The sequence below is a fragment of the Halorussus salinisoli genome (genome assembly GCA_005239435.1).
Classification (GTDB): Archaea; Halobacteriota; Halobacteria; order Halobacteriales; family Haladaptataceae; genus Halorussus; species Halorussus salinisoli.
The window spans coordinates 1,193,139-1,214,734 of sequence record SZNP01000001.1; the positions used below are offsets into that span (position 1 = coordinate 1,193,139).

The 21,596-nt window shown below is 65.8% G+C and carries 22 protein-coding genes; 13 read left to right on the forward strand and 9 right to left on the reverse strand.

The features are described from left to right. Positions 1-3: 3 nt before the first annotated feature. Positions 4-612 (reverse strand): GNAT family N-acetyltransferase, encoded by a 609-nt coding sequence (locus E2484_RS10360; RefSeq protein ID WP_137285114.1) that lies wholly within the window; start codon positions 610-612, stop codon positions 4-6. Between the two features lie 134 nt (positions 613-746). Beyond that, positions 747-1,472, reverse strand: a complete 726-nt coding sequence (locus E2484_RS10365) for a metal-dependent hydrolase (RefSeq protein WP_137285115.1) — start codon at positions 1,470-1,472, stop codon at positions 747-749. Positions 1,473-1,578: 106 nt separating this feature from the next. Between E2484_RS10365 and E2484_RS10370 the strand changes: the two genes are divergently transcribed. The 4 genes from E2484_RS10370 to E2484_RS10385 all read left to right on the forward strand — a co-directional run bounded on the left by E2484_RS10370 (position 1,579) and on the right by E2484_RS10385 (position 4,346). Beyond that, complete coding sequence (locus E2484_RS10370; protein WP_137285116.1) at positions 1,579-2,292, forward strand: helix-turn-helix domain-containing protein; 714 nt, start codon at positions 1,579-1,581, stop codon at positions 2,290-2,292. Positions 2,293-2,410: 118 nt separating this feature from the next. Next, positions 2,411-3,136 carry an Ntn hydrolase family protein gene (locus E2484_RS10375; protein ID WP_137285117.1) on the forward strand — a complete coding sequence of 242 codons (726 nt, stop codon included), beginning with the start codon at positions 2,411-2,413 and terminating at the stop codon, positions 3,134-3,136. Then, positions 3,136-3,882 carry an archaeal proteasome endopeptidase complex subunit alpha gene (gene psmA / locus E2484_RS10380; protein WP_137285118.1) on the forward strand — a complete coding sequence of 249 codons (747 nt, stop codon included), beginning with the start codon at positions 3,136-3,138 and terminating at the stop codon, positions 3,880-3,882. Before E2484_RS10375 ends, psmA begins: the two co-directional genes overlap by 1 nt. Positions 3,883-4,013: 131 nt before the next feature. Then, a complete protein-coding gene (locus E2484_RS10385) occupies positions 4,014-4,346 on the forward strand; it encodes a hypothetical protein (protein WP_137285119.1) in 333 nt (110 codons plus the stop codon). Positions 4,347-4,622: 276 nt separating this feature from the next. Here E2484_RS10385 and E2484_RS10390 read toward each other — a convergent pair whose 3' ends face one another. The 5 genes from E2484_RS10390 to E2484_RS10410 all read right to left on the reverse strand — a co-directional run bounded on the left by E2484_RS10390 (position 4,623) and on the right by E2484_RS10410 (position 10,618). Next, positions 4,623-5,696, reverse strand: coding sequence for a winged helix-turn-helix domain-containing protein (locus tag E2484_RS10390; protein WP_137285120.1), 1,074 nt, complete (start codon positions 5,694-5,696; stop codon positions 4,623-4,625). A 197-nt stretch (positions 5,697-5,893) separates the two neighbouring features. Further along, positions 5,894-7,231 carry a hydroxymethylglutaryl-CoA synthase gene (hmgB, locus tag E2484_RS10395; RefSeq protein ID WP_137285121.1) on the reverse strand — a complete coding sequence of 446 codons (1,338 nt, stop codon included), beginning with the start codon at positions 7,229-7,231 and terminating at the stop codon, positions 5,894-5,896. 70 nt (positions 7,232-7,301) lie between these two features. Beyond that, complete coding sequence (locus E2484_RS10400; protein ID WP_137285122.1) at positions 7,302-8,921, reverse strand: hypothetical protein; 1,620 nt, start codon at positions 8,919-8,921, stop codon at positions 7,302-7,304. 49 nt (positions 8,922-8,970) lie between these two features. Continuing rightward, positions 8,971-9,561 (reverse strand): DUF2150 family protein, encoded by a 591-nt coding sequence (locus E2484_RS10405; RefSeq protein WP_137285123.1) that lies wholly within the window; start codon positions 9,559-9,561, stop codon positions 8,971-8,973. A 187-nt stretch (positions 9,562-9,748) separates the two neighbouring features. Continuing rightward, the gene (locus E2484_RS10410; RefSeq protein ID WP_137285124.1) at positions 9,749-10,618 is read right to left on the reverse strand and encodes a TatD family hydrolase; all 870 of its coding nucleotides are present in this window, start codon (positions 10,616-10,618) and stop codon (positions 9,749-9,751) included. Between the two features lie 212 nt (positions 10,619-10,830). Here E2484_RS10410 and E2484_RS10415 point away from each other — a divergent pair, with 212 nt between their 5' ends. Next, complete coding sequence (locus E2484_RS10415) at positions 10,831-11,349, forward strand: hypothetical protein (protein ID WP_321112320.1); 519 nt, start codon at positions 10,831-10,833, stop codon at positions 11,347-11,349. A gap of 72 nt (positions 11,350-11,421) precedes the next feature. On the opposite strand, the gene E2484_RS10420 is transcribed toward E2484_RS10415, so the two are convergent. Beyond that, positions 11,422-11,865 carry an NYN domain-containing protein gene (locus E2484_RS10420; protein ID WP_137285125.1) on the reverse strand — a complete coding sequence of 148 codons (444 nt, stop codon included), beginning with the start codon at positions 11,863-11,865 and terminating at the stop codon, positions 11,422-11,424. A 174-nt stretch (positions 11,866-12,039) separates the two neighbouring features. Between E2484_RS10420 and E2484_RS10425 the strand changes: the two genes are divergently transcribed. From E2484_RS10425 to E2484_RS10435, 3 genes are all read left to right on the forward strand, one after another. Continuing rightward, positions 12,040-13,611 (forward strand): S8 family serine peptidase, encoded by a 1,572-nt coding sequence (locus tag E2484_RS10425; RefSeq protein WP_137285126.1) that lies wholly within the window; start codon positions 12,040-12,042, stop codon positions 13,609-13,611. A gap of 119 nt (positions 13,612-13,730) precedes the next feature. Further along, positions 13,731-15,461, forward strand: a complete 1,731-nt coding sequence (locus E2484_RS10430; protein WP_137285127.1) for a cation:proton antiporter — start codon at positions 13,731-13,733, stop codon at positions 15,459-15,461. Positions 15,462-15,861: 400 nt separating this feature from the next. Then, positions 15,862-16,107 carry a hypothetical protein gene (locus tag E2484_RS10435; protein ID WP_137285128.1) on the forward strand — a complete coding sequence of 82 codons (246 nt, stop codon included), beginning with the start codon at positions 15,862-15,864 and terminating at the stop codon, positions 16,105-16,107. Here the strand turns inward: E2484_RS10435 and E2484_RS10440 are convergent. After that, positions 16,083-16,553 (reverse strand): hypothetical protein, encoded by a 471-nt coding sequence (locus E2484_RS10440; protein WP_137285129.1) that lies wholly within the window; start codon positions 16,551-16,553, stop codon positions 16,083-16,085. The two genes, E2484_RS10435 and E2484_RS10440, sit on opposite strands and share 25 nt — an antisense overlap. A gap of 263 nt (positions 16,554-16,816) precedes the next feature. Here E2484_RS10440 and E2484_RS10445 point away from each other — a divergent pair, with 263 nt between their 5' ends. The 5 genes from E2484_RS10445 to gcvPB all read left to right on the forward strand — a co-directional run bounded on the left by E2484_RS10445 (position 16,817) and on the right by gcvPB (position 21,589). After that, positions 16,817-16,996 (forward strand): AbrB/MazE/SpoVT family DNA-binding domain-containing protein, encoded by a 180-nt coding sequence (locus E2484_RS10445; protein ID WP_137285130.1) that lies wholly within the window; start codon positions 16,817-16,819, stop codon positions 16,994-16,996. 117 nt (positions 16,997-17,113) lie between these two features. Beyond that, the gene (gene gcvT / locus E2484_RS10450) at positions 17,114-18,205 is read left to right on the forward strand and encodes a glycine cleavage system aminomethyltransferase GcvT (protein WP_137285131.1); all 1,092 of its coding nucleotides are present in this window, start codon (positions 17,114-17,116) and stop codon (positions 18,203-18,205) included. A gap of 2 nt (positions 18,206-18,207) precedes the next feature. Then, the gene (gcvH, locus tag E2484_RS10455; RefSeq protein ID WP_137285132.1) at positions 18,208-18,591 is read left to right on the forward strand and encodes a glycine cleavage system protein GcvH; all 384 of its coding nucleotides are present in this window, start codon (positions 18,208-18,210) and stop codon (positions 18,589-18,591) included. A 198-nt stretch (positions 18,592-18,789) separates the two neighbouring features. Next, on the forward strand, positions 18,790-20,133 hold the full coding sequence (gene gcvPA / locus E2484_RS10460) for an aminomethyl-transferring glycine dehydrogenase subunit GcvPA (RefSeq protein ID WP_137285133.1): 1,344 nt from the start codon (positions 18,790-18,792) through the stop codon (positions 20,131-20,133). 1 nt (position 20,134) lies between these two features. Beyond that, a complete protein-coding gene (gene gcvPB / locus E2484_RS10465; protein WP_137285134.1) occupies positions 20,135-21,589 on the forward strand; it encodes an aminomethyl-transferring glycine dehydrogenase subunit GcvPB in 1,455 nt (484 codons plus the stop codon). Positions 21,590-21,596: the final 7 nt, after the last annotated feature.

Consider the following 21,596-nt stretch of genomic DNA (forward strand, 5'->3'; position numbering starts at 1 on the left):
TCGTTACTCCAACTTCCGGGCGACCATCTCGCCCCAGTGTTCGAAGCCGTGACGTTCGTAGAAGGACCGGGCGCGGTCGTTCTCGCGGTCCACGTCGAGGATGAGTCGGTCGAGCGGCAGGTCCTGGTCGTGGGCGAACGCGACTGCGGCGTCCATCAGGTCGTCCGCGACGCCGGCCCCGCGGTACTCCGGTCGGACGTAGATTTCGTTCAGGACCGCGGCGTCCCAGATCATCGCCAACTGCTGGGGTAGGACGAAGACGTAGCCCGCGAGCGCCGGGCCGTCCTGCTCCTCGGACTTATTTCCGTTGCTTTCAGCACTACTTGTATTTCCCTCCGGAATGTCTTCGTTGCTCTCTGCGACGTTCGAGTCCACGTCGTCGGGCCGGACCTCGGCCACGGTCAGACACCGCGGGTCGTGCTTCGTACACCAGAACACCCAGTCGAGGTATCGCTCGCCGTACTCGTCGGTGAGTTTCCCCTCGTAGGTCGCCTGCTTGTCGTCGCCGCCCGTTCCCGACCCGAGACCCAACTCGAAGCCTCGTTTGAGGTCCCACAGGTCGCGGGGGTCGCGGTCGGGGTCGTAGGGTCGAAGTCGGATGTCGTCGCTCATACCCGGCGCTTGGCGGACCGGGATGTTAGCGGTTGCGTGTTCGGTCGTGGAGCGAGCCTCGGAGGTCGACGTGGAACCGGCCGTGAGTTCGGGAACCTCCCGGTTCGACTTCCTCCGGTTCGACTCCGACCGTCTCAGTCGCGGCGTTCCATCCAGACCCGGAGACCGACCACCGAGTAGCCAGTCAGCGCGAGCAAGGCGCGCTCGCCGGTGTACGCGATGGGGAAGAGTCGCTCGACGCTCCCGTCCTCCGCGCCCTTCTGGGGGTCCACGCCGGTGCTGTAGTGGGTGTTCTCGGTCGTCGGCGCGGGGTCGGAGTCGCCGCCGGTCGCTCCGTCGCCCGACTCCGCTCCGCCGCTCGCCTCCGGCCCGGGGTTCGCGCCGTCGGCCGGCAGGAGGGCGTCGGTCAGTGCCTCGAAGTCGAGGCTCACGAGCGTCTGGACGAACCCTTCTTCGGTCGAGTAGAACACCTTCCCCGAGAGGTCGTAGAACCGGTCGTGGACCGGGTAAAACAGGTTCACGCCGTTGAAGAAGGCGTCGAGACCGATGCCCGCGAAGGTGACGGCGACGATGCTGACCCACGCGACTCTGACGCCGCGCGCGCCCCACCGCGAGCGCACGAGCGACCGGTCCCGCCGTTTCACGTCCCACCACAGCACGACCCCGCCGAACAGGGGCAGGAGGAGGGTGTGGAACGCCGCCCGATGGGCACCGTCTATCCAGAAGCCGACGAACACGTCGAAGTCCACCAGCGCCACGGCCGCCATCACCACCGCCACCGCCTTCCCGTCGAACTGTTCGGCGAGCAGCGCCGTCCCGACCAACCCCGCGAGCGCGACGTGAACCACCGTCGATGGCATGGATGGTATTTGGGACCGATAGGCATTATCAGTTTCCCGGCGTGTTCGGCGAACGTCGAACCCCGATTTCGATACGTTTTTCCGAACGACCCGCCCACTCCGGACCATGACCGATGCGACCGACCCCCGCGAGGACCTCGCCGAGCGCATCGCGGGCGAGATAGCTCTCAGCGACGACCCCGGCGCGACCCTCCGGAAGTGGCGGACCGACTTCGGCGTCTCCCAGACCGACCTCGCCGACCACCTCGAGGTGTCGTCGTCGGTCGTCAGTGACTACGAGAGCGGGCGGCGCGAGAGTCCGGGCATCGGCGTCGTGTCCCGACTCGTGACCGCCCTGCTCGACATCGACGAGCGCCGCGGCGGCGACCGAATCCGCCAGTACGCCCGGGTCCTCTCGGCGGGATTCGAGAGCGACATCGTGAACGACCTCAGAGAGTACCCGACTCAAGTTTCACTCGACCGATTCTACGACGCGGTCGGTGCCACCGAACTCGCGGGCGGCGAACAGCACCACGTCACCGGACACACCGTCATCGACAGCATAGAAGCCATCACGCGACTCTCCAGCGAGGAGTTCTACCGACTCTACGGCCAGAGCACCTCCCGCGCCCTGATGTTCACCAACGTCACCCGCGGGGAGTCGCCGCTGGTCGCCATGCGCGTGGTGAATCCCACGCCGAACGCGGTGGTCCTCCACGGACTCGAACGCGACGACCTCTGGGACCACGCCGAGAAGATGGCCCGCCTCGACGGGTTCTCGCTGGCGATTACGAACGAACCTATCGACGACGTGCTGAAGGCGCTCCGGGAGTTCCCGTAGTTTTCCCCCGATGGTCTCGCCGATTTCCGTCGGACGCTAGTCGGACCTTCGGTCCGCACCCTCGGCTAAAATATATTTTAGCTAACACTTTTCGGTGGCTGGCCCCTACGGAAGTTCGATGTCAGACGCCAACTCCCAATCGACGTTCGGCGCCGGGAACGGCCCCGGTTCGTCGCCCGAGTCAGACCCCGAACTAACGAAGACCGGAACCACGACCGTCGCAGTCGCGGCCGAGGACGGCGTAATCGTGATGGCCGACCGGCGCGCGAGTGCCGGCGGTCGGTTCGTCACGAGCAAGAACACACAGAAAGTCGAGCAGGTCCATCCGACCGCCGCCGTCGCTCTCTCGGGCGCGGTCGGCAGTTTACAGGACTACACCCGACGACTTCGCTCCCACGCCGACCAGTACGAAATCCGGCGCGGTCACCCGCCGAGCGTGGACGCATTCGCCACGTTCGCGGGTAATCTCCTGCGCCGCGGCCAGTACCGGATGGTCCGGCCGGTTCTCGGCGGCGTCGATAGCGAGGGACCGCACGTCTACGACCTCGACGGCGGCGGTGCGGTCATCGAAGCACCCTACGCCGCGAAGGGGAGCGGGACCCAGTTCGCGCTCGGCGTCCTCGAACGCGAGTTCCGACCCGGGTTCGGCGCTGAGGCAGCGACCCACGCCGCGGCCCGTGCCGTCGAGAGTGCCATCGAGCGCGACACCGCCAGCGGAAACGGCGTCACCGTCGCCGAAATCACGGCCGAGAGCGTGACCATCGACGCCTACGACGACCCCGCCGAAATCTACGGGAGCGGACCGAACGCGACCGAGGACGCCGGCGACGGGGAGGTGGCCTGATGCAGGGCGACCAGCAGGCCTACGACCGGGGCACCAGTATCTTCTCGCCTGACGGTCGGCTCTACCAGGTCGAGTACGCTCGAGAGGCGGTCGAACGCGGGAGCGCCAGCGTCGGGGTTCGGACCTCCGAGGGGGTCGTCCTCGCCGCCCGGCGACGAGTCCGTTCGCCGCTGATGGACCCCGAGAGCGTCGAAAAACTCCACCAGGTAGACGACCACCTCGGAGTCGCCTCGGCAGGCAACGCGGCCGACGCCCGCCAACTCGTGGAATTCGCGCGTCAGACCGCCCAGCGCGACCAACTGACCTACGACGAACCGATGGGCGTCGAACCCCTCACGAAGGAGGTCGCCGACCACGTGCAGGACTACACCCAGTCGGGCGGGGCGCGACCCTTCGGGACCGCCCTGCTCGTCGGCGGCGTCACGGACGGGACGCCCGCGCTCTACGAGACCGACCCCTCGGGGACGCCCTCGGCGTGGGACGCCGCGGCGGTCGGCCGCGAGAGCGCCACGATCCGGGAGTTCCTCGAAGCCGAGTACGTCACGGACGCCGAGCTCGATTCCGGCGTGGACCTCGCGCTCGCGGCGCTCGCGGCCCCCGACGAAGCGACGTTCGCTGAGGCGGACGTGACGGTCGCCACCGTGACGGAGGACGCGGGCTATCGCGCTCTCGCGGCCGACGAGCGCCAGAACGCACTCGACGCGCTCGGACTGCTCGACGAGGGCGGCGAACCGCAGGCGTCCTGACCGACCGCCGCACGAGTAGGGTCGCGGCAACAAGCTACTACTGTCGGCCTCCTGTACTTGATTCGGAATGTACACAAAGGTACTGACAGGAGCGGCGACCGCAGCGAACGCACCACCGGAGCGTGGAAGGGATGGCTGACGAACAGTCCCCGCTGAGCCAGGCCGACATCGAGGAGCGAATCGAGCAGATCGGGCGGTATTCGAAGGTCGTCAAAACCGGCCTCGGCGTGATCGTGGGCGCGTTCGTGCTGGCCGCAGTCGCAGTTCTCCCCGCGAATCTCGACAGCGTCACCTCGGCCGTCGACGCGATACTGCTCCCGCTCATCTTCGTGGGGATGGGGCTGTTGCTGTTCGGAATCGGGATGCACCTCCACCTCCTCCATCTCAACCTCGTCCACCAACTCCGCAAGCAACGCGACCAAGCCCCGCACGCGACCGAACGGGACGCCGAATCGCAGTCGTAAATCGGGGTCGGTCGGGAACCGGTTCGATTCCGGTTCGGCGTCGTTCTTCGCGGAGTCCGGGCGCCCGGTCCGACGGTACCGGCGCGCCGTTCGTCCGGTCCGAGTATCTTCGTCGCTCGAAGACTGGTCGAACCTTAATTTGATATCGCATATATCGGTTTACTGCGAGATGTTCGACGACTCTCTCCCTTCTCGAAACAACTCCGAAGTCGTTCGTCGCGGCGGAAATCACCTGAATCGGTAGTCGAACGAAAATCCGAGAGGGACCGTCCGGAGTTACGACGCCTGCCGAATCTCGTCTGCGGACCGCCGCCGCGTCCCGGCCACCGAGCAGTCCCCGGCGACGAACAGGTCCAGCACCTCGTCGCCCAGTTCCACGCTGACGCGGACGCACCACGGGTCCTCGGAGACCACAGTCTCGCGCCACTCGTCGCCGACGTTCCAGATTGGTCGGTCGCGCACGTTCGACGCGTGGTCGTGGAACAGCGAGACGACGGCGGGGTGTTCGAGAACCGCGAGAGTCACCGGAGCGTGGAGACGACAACCGCACTGCTCGCAGTCGAGGCGGACCTGCGCGCGCCGGGCATCGCTGTCGGGGAGTCGCTCGGTAACGGACGCCGGAGGACGCGCCAGTGTGGCGTCCATCGTCGCGGCGCACTCGGGGCAGACCCCGTCGGACATCACCGAGAGGCGGTGGCGGTGGTGACGGTCGAACGCGTCGAGCAGGCGCTCGGGGTCCCGGCCCCGGCGCGCGCCCGGCGGGAACGGGAGCGTGAGGACCCCGCGCTCGCAGTCCTCGCAGGCGACGGTGACGTAGTTAGCTTCGCAGGTCGCCGTCAACTCGCCCGACTCGCAGAGCGGGCAGGGGTCGCCGGTCGGCACCGGACCGAAGGAGACCCGGTCGGTGTAGGTCCCGGCGACGATGGCGCGGGCGACCTCCAGTCCGGCGTAGGTCAGGGCGTACTCGTCGTCCTCGTCGCCGGTTTTCCGGAGGAACAGCCCCGTCAGTTGACGGAGGTGGTAGGCGAACCCAGCGCTGGTGTCGGCGGGACTCGCCTCGAACAGTTCCGAGAAGGTCATGGTTCGGCCCGCGAGGGGTTCGTCGCCTCCCTCGCCGCCGGAGTCGTCCACGAGCGCACGGAAGACGGCCATCCGGACCTCGTTGCCGAGCGCCTCGAAGGCGTCGCTGGCCTCGCTCGACTCGACTTCCGGGTCGAGCGCGGCGGCCTCGGAGTCGTCGACCGCGGAACTCTCGGACTCCGACTCGGCGACCTCGACGCTCTCCGGTGGTTCGGCCGGAGTTGCGCTCCGGGTGGGGTCGCCCGCGTCCTCCGTGCCAGCGTCACTCATGCCTGGCTAGTCGGTGGTCCTCGTTTATAAGCTCTCGGACCGAGACGGGTTCGACCGTTCTCCGGTGTTCCCTGCTCGGGCGCACGGTGAAATACGTCTCTTCGCGGTGCTTGCTCGGTGCGACCAGGCGACGAAAACACTGCTCGCCAGACAACGGAAAACCCGCGAAAACGATAAAAAACCCCGCTTCGGGCCGGTTATGCCACGTAATCGTAGAGGCGCTCGTTCATCCGGCCGCGACCCGTGAAGACGAACTCTTCCTCCGGCACGGTGAAGTCCTCCATCTCGATGGTCTTGTCGTGATTGTGGCGGTCGTGGACGTTCTCGTACTCCTCGAACGAGAGGTCGTAGCGACTGTCGATCTGGTCGTCGACGTTGAGCTGTTCGATTTCGTCTTTCCAGCCGTCCTGCACGGTCTCGGCGTGGATTTCGGCCTGCGCACCCGAGCCGTAGGAACCCACGAGCAGGCGTTTGTCTGCGAGGTCGAGTCCGGCCTCGGCCGCGCTCTTGAGCGCGGAGGCGCGGGCGATGTGGACCGACCCGGTGTACCAGTTGCCGACCTGTCGCGCGATGGAGAGGGTCGGCTCGATGACTTCGCCGTACCACTCGCGGTACTCGGCGGTCGATTTGAGGTCGTCCATGTGGTCCCGGATGGCCTCCTCGTAGGCCTCGCGGTCCTCGTAGTCCTCTTCGCGGGGCTGGAGACCGATTTCTTCGGCGAGTTCCTCCTCGACGGTCGTGTTCCGAATCATGTGACGGTAGCCCAGCAGGCCCGCCTTCCGGACCATGCCGGGGAAGGGCGTGTGGAAGGGGATGTAGGCGAAGTCGTCGGGGTGGGAGGCTCCCGCGACCGACTCGTAGTCCTCCAGCGCCTCGCGCATCCGGGCCAGATACACCTGCATCGAGCGCTTGCCGTCCACGCTCGGGAACTGCTGGTTGGGCTTGAGGAAGTCGGTCTCGTCGGCCGACCCGTAGCCCTGATCGGTCGAGAGTTCGACGAGGCTCGGGTCCTCGGAGATGAGCATGGCGACTGCGCCCGCGCCCTGCGTGGCCTCGCCGGGGTCGCCGCGGGCGTAGAGCGCAGTGTCGGTGGCGACGACGAGCGCCGACCGGCCGCGATTCCGCCCGGCCTTGATCCAGTTGTAGGCGTCGTCCAGGCTCTGGGTACCTGCGATGCAGGCGAACTTGCGCTCGCCCTTGTTGGCGTGGTGGAAGTCGCCGTCGTAGACCTGTTCGAGACACCCCGCGATGTAGGTCGAGACCGGCTTGGAGTTGTCGAACGCCGACTCGGTGGCCACGTCGATGCGGCCGATGTCGTCGGGGGTCAGCCCTTTGCGGTCCATGAGGCGCTTGGCCGCGTTCGCGCCCATGGTCACGATGTCCTCGTGGGCGTCCGGGAACGAACTGGCGTGCAGTCCCAGTCCCTTGGTGTACTTCTCGGGGTCCTCGCCCTTCTCGGGCGCGAACGTCTCCGCGAGGTCGAGTTTGAGCTTCCCCGTCCAGATTTCGATGGCGTCGATACCGACGGCTGTCATGTCCCACACTCGGACGACGGGCTATAAGGTTTTGTCGATAGCCGTTTCGACGCACGTCGAAACAGAGTCGTCAACAACTACTGACTGTCTCGTCGTCGTCGCCGTTTGCAGGTCCGACGGCTTTCTTGCAGGCCTCGTTTCCGCTGTTGTCGGTCGCGACGATTTCGATTTCGTAGGTGTCGTTGTACGTACCCTCTTCTTCCTGCTCGAATTCGACCTCGCCATCGGCGGGTTGGTCGGTGTAAGTCGTTTCCGCGCTGGTGTTCGTGTTCGTCACGGTGACGGTCACGTCCTGTACGTTACCTTGGGGGTCGCTCGCGCTCCACGAAATTTTATATCTCACTTTGTCTGGAAGGGGCACACTCTGGTCGTCGATGCTCACCGACGAAATTGTCGGGCCGGTGTTGCCGTTCCCGGGTTCGCCTTCGTTCCCGTTTCCCGGACCGTTCCCGTTGCCCGGCCCGCCCACGCTGTAGACCTGCAGGTCGAAACTCACGTTCTCCTTGGCCGCGGCGTCGAAGTCGCTATTCGGTACGTCTTCGATGCTCACGTTCACTTGCTCCTCCCGGGTGTTCCCGTCGAATTCACCTGCCTCGAACTGGACCGCGACCCGCCCCTCCGAGTCGGTACGGAGGTTCGAGAAGCTATCTTCGGACTCGCCGAGGTAGGTGAGTGTGTCGTCGGGTTCGTCGGAGTTCAGCGAGAGGTTCACTCGCGCGCCCGAGACCGGGTTGTTGTACCGGTCTCGAACTTCCACGACGACCTTCTGCGTTCCGCCTTCGGGAACGCTGGCGTCGTCGCCCTGAACGTCGGTGGCGTAGTGCGGTTCGACCCCGCTGACGTCGGTCCCGACGCCGACCTTCGCCAGACGCAACTCGTAGACCCCCGGTTCGAGCACGATGCGGACGGCCTCCCGCCCGTCGACGTCCTCGACTGCCGAAACGTGGTCGCCGCGGCTCGTCCCCGACGGGTCGAGTTCGCTTTCGAGCAGTCCCTCCCATTCGGCGGCGCTCAAGTTCGTGGGGACGACCAGCGTCACTTCGTCGTCGGGCGTCTCGTTGCGAACGGTCACGGTCCTGGTCGCGGGACTGACCGCCCGCAGGCCCACCGAGGCGGTTCCGCTACTCGACTTCGAGAGACTCCCGTTCACCGCGACGAGCGAGATGGTGTTGCCCCGCACGAGTCGCTGGCCCGCGACGACGCGGTCGGCGTCGTCGAACCGGTTGTAGAGGACGCCGTTGCGATAGACGGTGGTCGGCGGGTTCTGATAGACGTGGTAGACCGGGTCGTAGGTCAGTCCGCGGGTTCGGAACTCGCGGGGACTCCCGTCCCAGTAGTCGCCGGTTTCACCCACGGCCTCCGCGTTGTGGAGGCTGACTTTCGCGGGCGGCGTCGTCCGGAGCGTCCCCGACGGCGGCGCGGGGTTGACGAAGAACGCCCGGACGGGGTACCGGGTTCCGAGCGCGACCGACGACGACCCGTCGCTTCCCGTGACGGCGGTCCGGAGGAGTCCGTCCCGGAGGTCCTGCAACTGGCTCTGGACCTGCTGGTTGTGGTTGAACTCCACCTGCTCGTTCTGTTGGGGGACGACCGAGGCCTGATACGTCGAGAGCAGGACGACGAGTACCGCGAACAGCAGTACCGTCCCGATCTGGACCGTCACCCCGCGGTCGTCGGTTCGCAGTCGCACTACCCGGTTCCTTTCAGGGATGGAAGTTAAAAATAGCGCCTGCGAGGTCCTACTCGTCGGCTTCGTCTTCCTCTTCGACCACTTCGGGGTCGCTCATCGCGCTCTGGAGGCTGTCGAGTCCGTTGACCCACTCGGTGACGAGACCGTATTCCAGTTCCTCCGTGACCTCCATGTCGAGTTCCTCGCCGTCGATAATGCGCGTTCCGGCGGCCGCGACCAGTCCGAGCGCGGAGTCGAGGTCCTCGGCCTCCTCCGCGCGACCTGCTTCCACGACGTACTCTTCGACGGCGGCCTCGTCGGCCGGGCCGTCGGCGACGTACTGCTCGGCCGCGTAGAAGACGCAGACGAGACTGGTCTGGACGCCGTCGATGAGCATCGCTTTCTCGTCGTTCTCGAAGGCGACTTCGTCGAGAACGACCTCACGAATGTCGGTGAGTTCGTCCAACGCTTCCTCCTCGTCGATGTCGCCGTCGTCGTAGGCGGTCACTATCTTGGCGACGGCGATTGCGACGTCGTCCTGCAAGTTGAGGAGTAGGCGGGCCGAGTCCTCGTCCTCTGGGTCGATCTCTTCCTCCCGGATTCGGTCGAGCCAATTCTGCCAGCGTTCGTCGGAGTAGAATTCCTCCGGAGGCGCGCTCATGTCTCTTCGGAGTGTTGCGCGCTTCATAAATCCTACGAGGCGGCTTTCGTGTCGGGAAACGGCAGTTTCGGGAGCCGTACCGCCTCGTCCGGGCGACTCGGCGGTCAAGACGTCCGACGAAGTGACGTATTTAGTATAGCTTTCGGTTCGCGTCCTCGAATCGACCGAGCGCCGCCGAGGCGTTCGCTCATCGCTGGAGGGTCGCCTCGGTGTCGAGTCCGTACACCAGCTGTGGCGTCTCGACGTGCGCGTTCCGAATCGCCTCGTCGTAGCCTGCGTCCCGCATCCACCGGACGCGCCGGGGCACCGTCTTGGGCCCCATGACCGCGCCTGGTCGGTCGGGGTCGTCCACGAAGTCGGTCTCCATCAGGAACGGGTCGCCGCCTTCGGCCGCGACTTCGAGGCGGTCTTTCTCGCTCATCACGCTCGGCGTCGGTCCCGCGAGCGACCCGCCCGCGTAGTGCTTGACGACTCGCTGAGGGTCGAGTCCGGCGTCCTCGGCCCACGCGGCGATGTCGGTCAGGTCCTCGCTGGCCTCGGTGTGGAGTTGGACCGCGCAGTCGTTCGCCGCGCCCAGCGCCAACCCGTGCCGGAGGACCGCGTTCGAGGCGTCCCACACTGCGTCGGTGGTGTCGTAGTGCGGGCGGCCGGTCTTGAGCGCGACCGCCTCGCCCGGTTCGACGGTGTCGCCGTCCGCGACGTACTCCGCGGCGAGGTCCAACCCGGCCTGCATCAGGTCACGGGCCTCCGCGGGCGAGAACCCGCGGTCGTCCACCAGTTTCGAGACGAGACCGGGGTGGACCCCGAGGACGGGCCACGCCCGACCGTCCAGTATGTCGTTCGTGCGCGCGACTACTTCGAGAGTCGTCTCGAAGACGGGGCGGAACTCCTCGCCGGTCTCGGGTTCGACGCCGAGCAACCACGAGGGCTTGTTGACCACGAGCAGGTGCGTGCCGCCGCTCCGCGCGAAGTCCTTCACGGCCTCGATGCCCCGTCCGTGGTCGGGGTCCAGATGCAGGTGGTTGTCGAGTACCGGCGTTCCGAGGTCCTCGCTCATGGTCGTCGGTTCGCGTGAGAGCGAGAAAACGTCGGCGGTTCGCACTCGGCCAGTACTCGACAGTGGTCGTCGCGGTTGCGGTGTCGGTCGGTGTCGTGCGTTGCCGTGCGGTGTAGTTCGGCGACGCCGGGCGAATCGAACAACGCCGCGACCGACCGTCCGATTTCGAGCGCGGCGCGAATTTGAAGATGGTTCGCCTCCGAGGGTCTGCTATGGCGGACGACCCGCGAGCCATCCAATCACTCGCAGTCACGGCCGACGACGTCGTGGCGGCCTACGAGGCACGGCGTCGGAGTTCCCGCCGACCGGTCCTCCGGGTGACGGCGCCGTTCTCGGGTCGAATGCGGGCGCGACTCCACGACCCCGGCCCGTCGGCGGTCGAGTCCTCCCCATCGGCGGTCGAACGCGAGGAGGGCGAACGGGGGACGGACGACGAACGCGGAACGGACGACCTAGACGCCGAGACGGGCGCGCTCCACGTTCCGCCCGCGCGGTTCGTCGCCGAGGAGGACGTGCCCGCGTATCCGACGCCCGACGAGACCGAGGACGCGCTCCGCGAGGACCCAAACGTCGAGTTTTCGGTCGAACGCCACCGCGAGCGCCACGTCGAGGCGGTCGAGGCGTGGCGCGCGACGGTTGCGGACGCTATCGAGGAGACGGCGGTGCTTCGCCTCGGCGAGGAGACCCACCGGGTCGAAGTCAAGACGTTGGCTGGTTCTTCCGACGGATAGTTTCGGTGGCGTCCGAAGCGACCTACTTTTTCGGGAGTCGAGTGGGGAGAGCGAGGGAGGTGTTCCCGGCGCTCACTCCTCTACGACGAAGGCGTCGTGGGCCGCGTTCCGGAGGGCGTCCGACCGGCCGTACTCGCCCGGTGCGACGGCGACCGTTCGGACCCCGTTCCGGGCGGCTTTCTCCAGCACGGGTTTGAAATCGGTGTCGCGGGAGGCGACAGCCAGCACGTCGATGTCGTCGGTCAGCGCGAACTCGGTCGCGTCCACCGCGAGTTTCACGTCCACGTCGCCGCTGGTGATGGTCACCTCGAAACCGCGGGCCTCGGCCGCCTGAATCAGTCCCGGCGTGGCGTGTTCGTCGAGATAGAGTCGCGCCACCGAGAGTTGGCCGAGGTCCTCGGCCACCGAGCGCACGTCGTCCAAGTCCACGTCGAACTCTTCGCGTAGAACGTTAGGACCGTCCACGAACAGCGCGACGGTCGTCTTCCCGTCGAAGAGCGAGCGCAGCGATTGCATACCCTGCCGTAGCGGACGTCTCGGTTTAGCCGTGCCGGTCCGGAACGCGCTCCAAATTTCCACTCTTAGCAACTATCTTCTCGTTTGTGAACGAGGTAACTATAACCAAATAACACTTTATTACAGAGAGAAACTAAGGTTTAAATAACTCCTCCACATGGAATAGAATGTAGCATGTCAGACGACAGCACGCAACGATTCAACCGTCGTACGTTCCTCAAGGCGACCGGTGTGGCTGGCGCAGCCGCCGCCACTAGTGGTATTACAGCAGCGACTCCCGGTCGGGAGCCTGGTCCGAAAGAAGACGAGGTCCTCGTCGGCGTTTCCGCCGGTAAGGGCGACATCGAGCAGACGGTCTCCCAGTACGTCCCCGGCGACGCCGAGGTCGTTCACAAGAACGAGAACCTCCGCTACGTCGCAGTCAAGTTCCCGAGCGCGAACTCCACGGCCCAGCAGAACTTCATCGACGCCGTCACGAAGAAGGACGGCATCAAGTACGCAGAGGTCAACGAGACGCTCGAAAGTCAGTACACGCCGAACGACCCGCAGTTCGGCGACCAGTACGCGCCCCAGCAGGTCCAGTCCGACGACGCGTGGGACACCACGCTCGGTGACTCCAGCGTCACAATCGCGGTCGTGGACACGGGTGCCCAGTACGACCACCCCGACCTCTCGGGCAACTTCGAGTCCGACCCCGGCTACGACTTCGTCGACAACGACTCGGACCCGTACCCGGACGTACCCTCGGACGAGTACCACGGTACCCACGTCTCCGGCTGTGCCGCGGCCGTCGTCGACAACGACACGGGCGTCGCCGGTCAGGGTAACACCTCGCTCATCAACGGTCGCGCGCTCGACGAGGACGGCTCGGGTTCGACCTCCGACATCGCCGACGCCGTCGAGTGGGCCGCAGACCAGGGTGCCGAGATCATCAACATGTCGCTCGGTGGCGGCGGTTACACCGACACCATGAAGAACGCGGTCAGCTACGCCAGCGACAACGGTTCGCTCCCCATCTGTGCGGCGGGTAACGACGGCACTAACTCCGTCTCCTACCCCGCGGCCTACAGCGAGTGTGTCGCCATCTCCGCGGTCGACTCCAGCGAGAACCTCGCGTCCTTCTCGAACTACGGCGACGAGATCGAACTCGCAGCGCCCGGTGTGGACATCCTCTCGACCACGACCGAGACCCGCGGCTCCTACGAGAAGCTCTCGGGTACCTCGATGGCGACCCCCGTCACGTCCGGCGTCGCCGGTCTGACTCTCGCCAAGTGGGACCTCACCAACTCCGAACTCCGCAGCCACCTCAAGAACACGGCGAAGGACATCGGTCTCTCCTCGGACAAGCAGGGCAGCGGCCAGGTCAACGCCTACAACGCGGTCACCACCGACCCCTCGGACGGTGGCGGCGGTGGCGGCGACGGCGACTCCACGACCAGTAGCGTTTCCGGTACTCTCGATGGCTACTGGGACTACGACGACTACTCCTACGGCTGGGAGTACAGCAGTCCGAGCAAGGTCGAGGTCGTCCTCGACGGCCCCTCGGACGCCGACTTCGACCTCTACATCAACACGGGCACTACGGAGAACGCCTCCCCGAGCAACTACGACTACTCCTCGACCAGCACGGACAGTCAGGAGTCCATCACCATCGACAGTCCCGACGACTCGACGGACATGCAGATCGACGTCGACTCCTACAGCGGGTCTGGCGACTACACCCTGACCGTCACCGAGTACCAGTAATCCGACCGTTTCGGTCTAGTTGCTCGTTTTTCTTTCGACCACCCGGAGTGAAGTTCGGGGCGGCTTTCGACGTGCGAGGGCCGTGGACGTTTAATGGTCGCACGCGCCTATTCGATATCATGGTCGCAGCGACTGGAATCGCGGCCGAACTCATCGACTTGCTCTCGGTGTTCGTCATCGCGGCAGGCGTCGGCGTCTTCGTCGCCAAAATCGGCCGATTTCCCTACACGATTGCGCTCCTGCTCGCCGGACTCGCGGTGTCCGTTCTCGGCATCACCATCGACATCGAACTCTCCCACGACCTCATTCTGCTGGTGTTCCTCCCACCGCTGTTGTTCGAGGGCGCGGCGACGACCGACCTCGAACACTTCCGGTCGAACCTCTCGCACGTCCTCGTCCTCGCTGTAGTGGGGCTGATATCCGCGATTCTCTTGCTCGGGGTCGTCGGCCACTTCGTCTTCGGCTTCCCGTTGCTCGTCTCGCTGCTGTTCGCGGCGATGATTCTCCCCACCGACCCCGTGTCGGTGCTGGCGCTGTTCGAGGAACTGGGCGCGCCCGACCGTCTCTCGGTGCTGGTCGAAGGCGAGAGCCTCGTCAACGACGGCGTGGGTGTGGTCATCTTCTCGACGCTGTTCGCGCTCGTCCTCGAATCCACCGAGGCCGGGACCAGTCTCGCGGAACTCGCCACGCTCGGCACTGTCGCCGACGCATCGATAGACATCGCGGTCGCGAGCCTCGGCGGAGCGGTCGTCGGACTGGTCGCGGGCCTCGCGGTGTATCAGGTCATGTACCGACTCGACGAGCACACGACCGAAATCGTGCTGACGCTCGTCCTCGCGTACGGGAGTTTCCTGCTGGCCGAACACACCCTGAGCGGCGTCGTCGGCGACTTCTACTTCAGCGGCGTCATCGCGACGGTCACCGCTGGCCTGCTCATCGGGAATCCGGGTGCCGAGTACGCGATGAGCGCCCAGACCAAGATTTCGGTGTTCAACACGTGGGACACCGCCGCCTTCCTCGTCAACACGCTCATCTTCCTGCTCATCGGCGCGAAGACGCCGATACATCAGGTACTGACCCACGGCCGACTCATCCTGCTCGCCATCCCGCTGGTCGTCCTCGCACGCGCGGCGGTGGTCTACCCCATCACGTCGCTCGTCAACCGATTCGCTCCCGTACCCGTTCCGTTCGACTACCAGCACGTCATGGTCTGGGGCGGTCTCCACGCCTCGATTCCCATCGCGCTGGTGCTGGGGCTTCCGCCGAACTTCCCCTTCCGAGAGGAACTTCGAGCGATGGTGTTCGGCGTCGCGGCGTTCAGCCTCGTCGTGCAGGGACTCACGATGGGCCGGGTGATGAACGCTCTCGACATCGTGACTCGCTCGGAGGCCGAGGAACTCTACGAACTGCTCGTCGGTCGCGCCCGCGCGGTGGACGCCGCGCTCGAATCGGCCGACCGACTCCACGACGCCGGCAACCTCTCGCCGTCGGTCTACGAGGACTTCCGCGGCGAGTACGAGCGCGAGAAGCGGGACCTGAGCGAAGCCATCTCCAACCTCCTCGAGAGCAACCCGGAACTCCGACGCGAGGAGTTACTCATCGGCGAGCGTCAGGTCCTCAAACAGGAGAAGAGCGCCCTACTGGACGCGATGCGGACCGGCACGGTCAGCGACGACGTAGGCCGTCGTCTGATGGAGGAGGTAGACCTCAAACTCGACCGCGTGCAGTCGGGCGAGAGTACCGTCACCGACCGCCCCGAACAGGAGGGGTACGAGGAGTTCTGGCGCTCGCGCGCCGCGGAGTTCGGCCTGGAGATGAAACTGGAAGCGCAGGAAACCGGCGACGACTGAGGGCGCGAGACCGACCTGCTCGAGCCCGTCGGCGGATTCGACCGGGCGTGTCGTCCCGAACCACCCTCCGGCGCGCTTCTCCGAACTAACTACCCGGCGCGTGCTGGCGCGGCGCGACTGTGCGCCGCGCCAAATGCGCGCGAGGGACGAGCGAAGCGAGTCGGTTGGGGAGGGTGTGGCCCGCTGTTGCGGTGCGGGGCCAGGTGCTGTGGAGCGGTTGCGGTCCTCCTTGGTTCAATAGGTAGCTAGCTTCTCTGCACCGAGGGAACGAAATATACCATTATGATAATCAAATTTATAGCTCGAAGAAATAAAAAACCACTTCTACCAAGGTTCAAATACGATAGCGCACCAGTTCTGCCCGACCGGCGCGCCGAACGCACCTGCCGGTCCAACGACCATGACGCACTGCTACAACTGCGGTCACACCGGTACGTTCGTACTGCTCGTCCAACTCGCGCTCGCGGTTCCCGGTCCGGTCGAGAACCGAGACGCGGACGCATCCGTCGCGGACTGCGACTCCGAACTCGATCTGGCGTCGGGCGACTGCTCGCTGGCGGTCCAGTGTCCGGCCTGCGACAGCACCGACGTCGGCGTCGCGGCCAGCGACCTGCTGGCGCGTTACGGGTCGAGTACCACGTCGTAGCGGTCTTCGACCGCCTCGCTATCTCCGCCAGTACCGTCGTCTTCGCTCGCCCAGACGACCAGCCGTGCGGACGCACGGCACGCAGTGGCGGCGAGTCGGCGTTCGAGCAGGTCGACCACGCCGTCGCCCCACCACGACCGAATCTGGTCGCGCCCGCAGAGCCACACCGCTCGGGGGTCGCGGTCGGCGGTCAGGTCTGCCGCGCAGTCGGCGACCGCGCTGACGTCCGGGCCGTCGTACTGCCGGACGGTCCGGCTGCTCGGTGCCTCGGCGGTCACGTACAGCGGCGCGCGTCTTCCGTCGGGACCGACCGACGCGGCGACGCCCGGTTCGACCGTCACGGTCTCGGGCGGCCGCGGCGGCGGGGCCGCGCCGCGGACGAGCGCGGTCCGCGAACCGCTTTCGTCCAAGCGCGAGCGGAGTTGGTTCATCTCCACTGTAGCCATTTTAGTCAATATAGTCGAAATAGCTAACAGTCCATAATAGTACCGGTATCGGTAGCGTGCGGGGCTACTCCCGAGCGAACGGTCCGCCCGTCTCACGACCGGGTACAATCCGTGGGTTCGAGGACCCGACGGCACCCGATGACCCTGAACAGGCATCGAACTGTCGGAGATGCCGACGAGGAGTTAACTACCTCACTTCGTTAGTCGAGATAGTCGAAATAGCTAAGAATCCATAACAACACCGATACCAAAGACGGCCGTAGATGAGTTCAGACGAATCAGAAGAGAAGATACTCGGCACGACGACAGTCACCCAGCGATGGCGAATCAGCCTGATCAAGGCCGTCCGCGAGGAGTTCGCCGAAGACGGACTCGACGTGGAGGAGGGCGACCGCCTCGTCTACAAACTCCGCGACGGTCAGATCGTCATCGAACCGGCGTGAGCGCGAGAATCCGCCGGTTCCGGCTTCCGCCCGCAGACGCTCGTTTACTCCAAATCGAATACCAATGAAGCGTCCGGAAGACAAAGCATTACGTGCCGGGCGTCCAACCGTCCTATCATGACGCTTCGGAAGCCGCCACTGCGCGACGTTCACGCCGGTGAGGGAGCGACGTTCACGGAGTTCGGCGGGTGGGACATGCCCGTCGAGTTCGACTCCATCAAGGCCGAACACGCCGCGGTCCGCGAGGAGGCGGGCATCTTCGACGTGTCCCACATGGGTCAAATCGAGGTGGCCGGACCTGACGCCGACGAACTGATGCAGAAACTCACCACCAACGACGTGACCGAACTCGGCCACGGCGACTCCCACTACTCGATGATAACAGACGAGGACGGGACGATTCTCGACGACACCGTGGTCTATCGGCTCCCCGAAGACGAGAACACCGAGTTCCTCTTCGTCCCCAACGCTGGCCACGACGAACAGATGTACCGGCGGTGGACCGACTACCGCGACGAGTGGAACCTCGACGCCACCGTCGAGAACGCCACCGACGAGTACGCGATGTACGCGGTGCAGGGTCCCGACGCGCCGGACCTCGTGGCGGACGCCGCCTCCGACTCCGTAACCGACCTCTCGAAGTTCGACGGCAAGTACGCCGAGTTCGAGGGCGTCGATTGCTGGACCGCCCGAACCGGCTACACCGGCGAGGACGGCTTCGAGATTATCGTTCCCACCGAGGCGGCCGAAGCGGTCTGGGAGTCGTTCGACTGCCAGCCCTGTGGTCTCGGCGCGCGCGACACCCTCCGCATGGAGATGGGTTTCCTGCTCTCCGGGCAGGATTTCGACGCGGAGGACAATCCCCGGAACCCCTACGAGGCGGGCGTCGGGTGGACCGTGAAACTCGACACCGAGTTCGTCGGCCGGGACGCGCTCGAACAGGTCGACGCGGAGGGAACCGACGAGGAGTTCGTCGGCATCAAACTCGTGGACCGCGGCGTCGCCCGCCACGGCTACGACGTGACCGACACCGACGACCACGTCATCGGCGAGGTGACGAGCGGGACGATGAGTCCGACCCTGAACGAACCCATCGCGCTCGGCTACGTCCCGACCGAGTACGCAGACGCCGGGACGGTCGTCCGCGTGATGGTTCGCGGCCAGTCGAAAAAAGCAAAGATTGCGAACACGCCATTCCTGAGTGACTAACAATGAGCTTCGAAGTTCCCGAAGACCGGAAGTACAGTAGCGAACACGAGTGGGTAGAGACGACCGACGGTACCGCGAGAGTCGGCATCTCCGACTTCGCGCAGGACGAACTCGGCGACGTGGTGTTCGTCGAACTCCCGAGCGAGGGCGACGAACTCACGCAGGACGAGGAGTTCGGCGTCGTGGAGTCCATCAAGGCGGTCTCGGACCTCTACTCGCCCGTCAACGGCACCGTCACGGCCGTCAACCACGCACTCGAAGACCAACCGGAACTCGTCAACGACGACCCCTTCGGCGAGGGCTGGATGCTGGAGATAGAACTCGCCGAGGATAGTGGACTCGACGAACTGCTGTCGGCCGACGAGTACCGCGAGCAAATCGAGTAGCGCCGGAATCACGGTTCCCACTTTCTGTTCCTGACGAACGACAGCGAGGGTAGCGACCGCGAGTGCTCGGGGGCTCTTTACGTGTTCCTCCCCGTGTCCTCTCCGTCGGCAACTTCGCTGCTTACGTCTCGTCAGTTAACCGGACAGCGTAACCGAATACCCCTATCTTAAAACGATACACTCCTTAACTCCGTTTACATGAGCGGACGACACGAGACAGGGGACCGGGGAAGCCCGTACGCACCCCACACTGCCGACGAGACCGCGGCGATGCTCGACGCGGTCGGCGCGGACGACGTAACGGAACTGTTCGACATTCCCGAGTCGGTCGCGTTCGAGGGGGAGTTCGGCATCGAAGCCAGAACCGAACAGGAGACCGAGCGCCACGTCCGGGGCCTGCTCTCGCGCAACGACGACCTGACCGAGTTCCTCGGCCGGGGCCACTACGAACACTACGTGCCCTCGCTGGTGGACCACCTCTCGCTCCGGTCGGAGTTCCTGACCTCCTACACCCAGTACCAACCCGAAATCACGCAGGGATTCCTGCAAGCCCTCTTCGAGTACCAGTCGATGCTCGTGGAGTTGACCGGTCTCGAAATCGTCAACGCCTCGATGTACGACCACGCCACCGCGCTCGCGGAGGCGGCCCTGCTCGCCGCGCGCGTCCGGGCGACCGACGGCGACCGCGTGCTGGTTCCCGACTACCTGCTCGCCGAGCGCCGGGACGTCCTCGAAAACTACACCGACGGCGCGGGCCTGTCGGTCGAGACCTTCGCCACCGACGACGGGAACGTCGATACCGACGCGCTCGCCGGGACCATCGACGACGACGCCGTGATGGTGTACGCCGAGAACCCGACCACTCGCGGGACCGTCGAGGAGAGCCTCGCCGAAATCGGTGATCTCACCGACGACCACGGCGCGTTGTTCTGCCTCGGTTCGGACCCCGTTGCCCTCTCGGTGCTTCGGGAACCCGAGTCGGTCGGTGCGGACGTGGTAGTCGGCGACGCCGCGACCCTCGGTCTCCCGACCGCCTACGGCATGGGTCTGGGTCTGTTCGCCTGCCGCGACGACTTCGTGCGGCAGGTGCCCGGCAGACTCGTCGGCGCGAGCGAGGACGCCGCCGACAAGCGTACCTACACGCTCACGCTTCAGACCCGCGAGCAGCACATCCGCCGGGAGCGCGCCACGAGCAACATCTGCACGAATCAGGCGTGGGTCGCGCTTCGGACCGCCATCCACGCGGCGTACCTCGGCCCAGACGGACTCGTGGACCTCGCCAACGACTGCGTGCGACTAGCGAGCGACCTCGCGGGCCGACTGGACGACGTGAAGGGCGTGCAGGCTCCGGTCCACGACCGCCATCACTTCCGGGAGTTCGTCGCCCACACCGACCAACCCACCCGCGCGGTCGCCGCCGACCTCGAAGCCGAGGGGTTCGCGGTTCACGCCGTGGGGGAACACGAGGTGCAGGTCTGCATCACCGACAGTAACGTTCACGCCGCCGACGAACTCGTCGCGGCCTTCGAGGAGGTGGCCTGAAATGCGATACGACCAGGCACGCTGGACCGACGACGGCGCGGAGGGCGACGAAGGTGCGGACGAACGGTACGAACCCCTGCTCACGGAGAAGAACAGCGAGGAGGTCGAAGTCGATTCGCCGCTTCCCGACGACCTGACCCGCGACAGCCTCGAACTCCCCGCGCTCGAAGAGCCACAACTCGCGCGCCACTACACCCGGCTCTCGCAGATGAACTACGGCGTCGACTCCGGCCCGTACCCCCTCGGAAGCTGCACGATGAAGTACAACCCCAAGTTCACCGAGGACGTGGCCGCGCTCCCCTCGGCCGCGGTCCACCCGGACCGCTCCGAGCGGAGCGTGCAGGGAAGCCTCGCGCTCATGCACGGGCTACAGGACTACCTCGCGCGAATCGGCGGCATGGACGCCGTGAGCCTCCAACCTCCGGCGGGTGCGGCGGGCGAGTTCACAGGTATTCTGGTCGCCAAGGCGTTCCACGAGGCCAACGGCGAGGGCGACCAGCGCGACGAAATCATCGTGCCCGACAGCGCCCACGGCACTAACTTCGCCAGCGCGGCCCTCGCGGGCTACGAGGTCGTAGAACTGCCCTCGGGCGACGACGGCCGAGTGGAGGTAGAAGCGCTCGAAGCCGCCGCGAGCGACCGGACCGCGCTGTTCATGCTCACGAACCCGAACACGCTCGGTCTCTTCGAGCGCGACATCGAGGAAATCGCCGAAGTCGTCCACGACGCGGGCGGGCTGCTCTACTACGACGGCGCGAACCTCAACGCCCTGCTCGGACAGGCCCGGCCGGGCGACATGGGCTTCGACATCATGCACTACAACGTCCACAAGACGTTCGCCACGCCCCACGGCGGCGGCGGCCCCGGTGCCGGACCGGTCGGCGTCGTCTCGGACCTCGCGGAGTTCCTGCCCGCGCCGCGCATACGTGAGGCCGAGCAGGGTGGCGGTTACGAACGCTTCGACCCCGAGTCCACCATCGGGAAGGTCCACGGGTTCCAGGGCAACTGGCTCGTCCTCGTGAAAGCCTACGCCTACATCGCACGCCTCGGCGACGAGGGTCTCACGGACGCCTCGGCGAAGGCGGTCCTGAACGCCAACTACCTCGCCAGCCAGATAGAGTACGAGGTTCCCTTCGAGCCGTTCCACCACGAGTTCGTCGCGTCGGCGGGCGACCAGGACGCCGCCGACGTGGCGAAGCGCATGCTCGACTACGGCGTCCACCCGCCGACGACCAAGTGGCCCGAAATCGTCTCGGAGGCGCTGATGACCGAACCGACCGAAATCGAGAGCAGGGACACCCTCGACCAGCTAGCCGAAGCGTTCGACGCGGTCGCGGCCGAGGACGACGAGACGCTGGCGAACGCACCCAACCGGACGACCGCCAAGCGAATCGACCAGACCAGCGCCGCGCGAAATCTACGGTTGTCGTGGCAGTCGCTCGAAGCCGAGGAGTAGCCTTCGA

Coding starts and splice junctions, on each gene's coding strand:
- E2484_RS10430 (WP_137285127.1), top strand. CDS start 13,731: ATGGTCGCAGCGACTGGAATCGCGGCCGAACTCATCGACTTGCTCTCG.
- E2484_RS10385 (WP_137285119.1), top strand. CDS start 4,014: ATGGCTGACGAACAGTCCCCGCTGAGCCAGGCCGACATCGAGGAGCGA.
- E2484_RS10360 (WP_137285114.1), bottom strand. CDS start 612: ATGAGCGACGACATCCGACTTCGACCCTACGACCCCGACCGCGACCCC.
- E2484_RS10405 (WP_137285123.1), bottom strand. CDS start 9,561: ATGAGCGCGCCTCCGGAGGAATTCTACTCCGACGAACGCTGGCAGAAT.
- hmgB (WP_137285121.1), bottom strand. CDS start 7,231: ATGACAGCCGTCGGTATCGACGCCATCGAAATCTGGACGGGGAAGCTC.
- E2484_RS10390 (WP_137285120.1), bottom strand. CDS start 5,696: ATGAGTGACGCTGGCACGGAGGACGCGGGCGACCCCACCCGGAGCGCA.
- E2484_RS10445 (WP_137285130.1), top strand. CDS start 16,817: ATGAGTTCAGACGAATCAGAAGAGAAGATACTCGGCACGACGACAGTC.
- gcvH (WP_137285132.1), top strand. CDS start 18,208: ATGAGCTTCGAAGTTCCCGAAGACCGGAAGTACAGTAGCGAACACGAG.
- gcvPA (WP_137285133.1), top strand. CDS start 18,790: ATGAGCGGACGACACGAGACAGGGGACCGGGGAAGCCCGTACGCACCC.
- E2484_RS10410 (WP_137285124.1), bottom strand. CDS start 10,618: ATGAGCGAGGACCTCGGAACGCCGGTACTCGACAACCACCTGCATCTG.
- E2484_RS10375 (WP_137285117.1), top strand. CDS start 2,411: ATGTCAGACGCCAACTCCCAATCGACGTTCGGCGCCGGGAACGGCCCC.
- gcvPB (WP_137285134.1), top strand. CDS start 20,135: ATGCGATACGACCAGGCACGCTGGACCGACGACGGCGCGGAGGGCGAC.
- E2484_RS10415 (WP_321112320.1), top strand. CDS start 10,831: ATGGCGGACGACCCGCGAGCCATCCAATCACTCGCAGTCACGGCCGAC.
- E2484_RS10425 (WP_137285126.1), top strand. CDS start 12,040: ATGTCAGACGACAGCACGCAACGATTCAACCGTCGTACGTTCCTCAAG.
- gcvT (WP_137285131.1), top strand. CDS start 17,114: ATGACGCTTCGGAAGCCGCCACTGCGCGACGTTCACGCCGGTGAGGGA.
- E2484_RS10365 (WP_137285115.1), bottom strand. CDS start 1,472: ATGCCATCGACGGTGGTTCACGTCGCGCTCGCGGGGTTGGTCGGGACG.
- E2484_RS10370 (WP_137285116.1), top strand. CDS start 1,579: ATGACCGATGCGACCGACCCCCGCGAGGACCTCGCCGAGCGCATCGCG.
- E2484_RS10440 (WP_137285129.1), bottom strand. CDS start 16,553: ATGGCTACAGTGGAGATGAACCAACTCCGCTCGCGCTTGGACGAAAGC.
- E2484_RS10420 (WP_137285125.1), bottom strand. CDS start 11,865: ATGCAATCGCTGCGCTCGCTCTTCGACGGGAAGACGACCGTCGCGCTG.
- psmA (WP_137285118.1), top strand. CDS start 3,136: ATGCAGGGCGACCAGCAGGCCTACGACCGGGGCACCAGTATCTTCTCG.
- E2484_RS10435 (WP_137285128.1), top strand. CDS start 15,862: ATGACGCACTGCTACAACTGCGGTCACACCGGTACGTTCGTACTGCTC.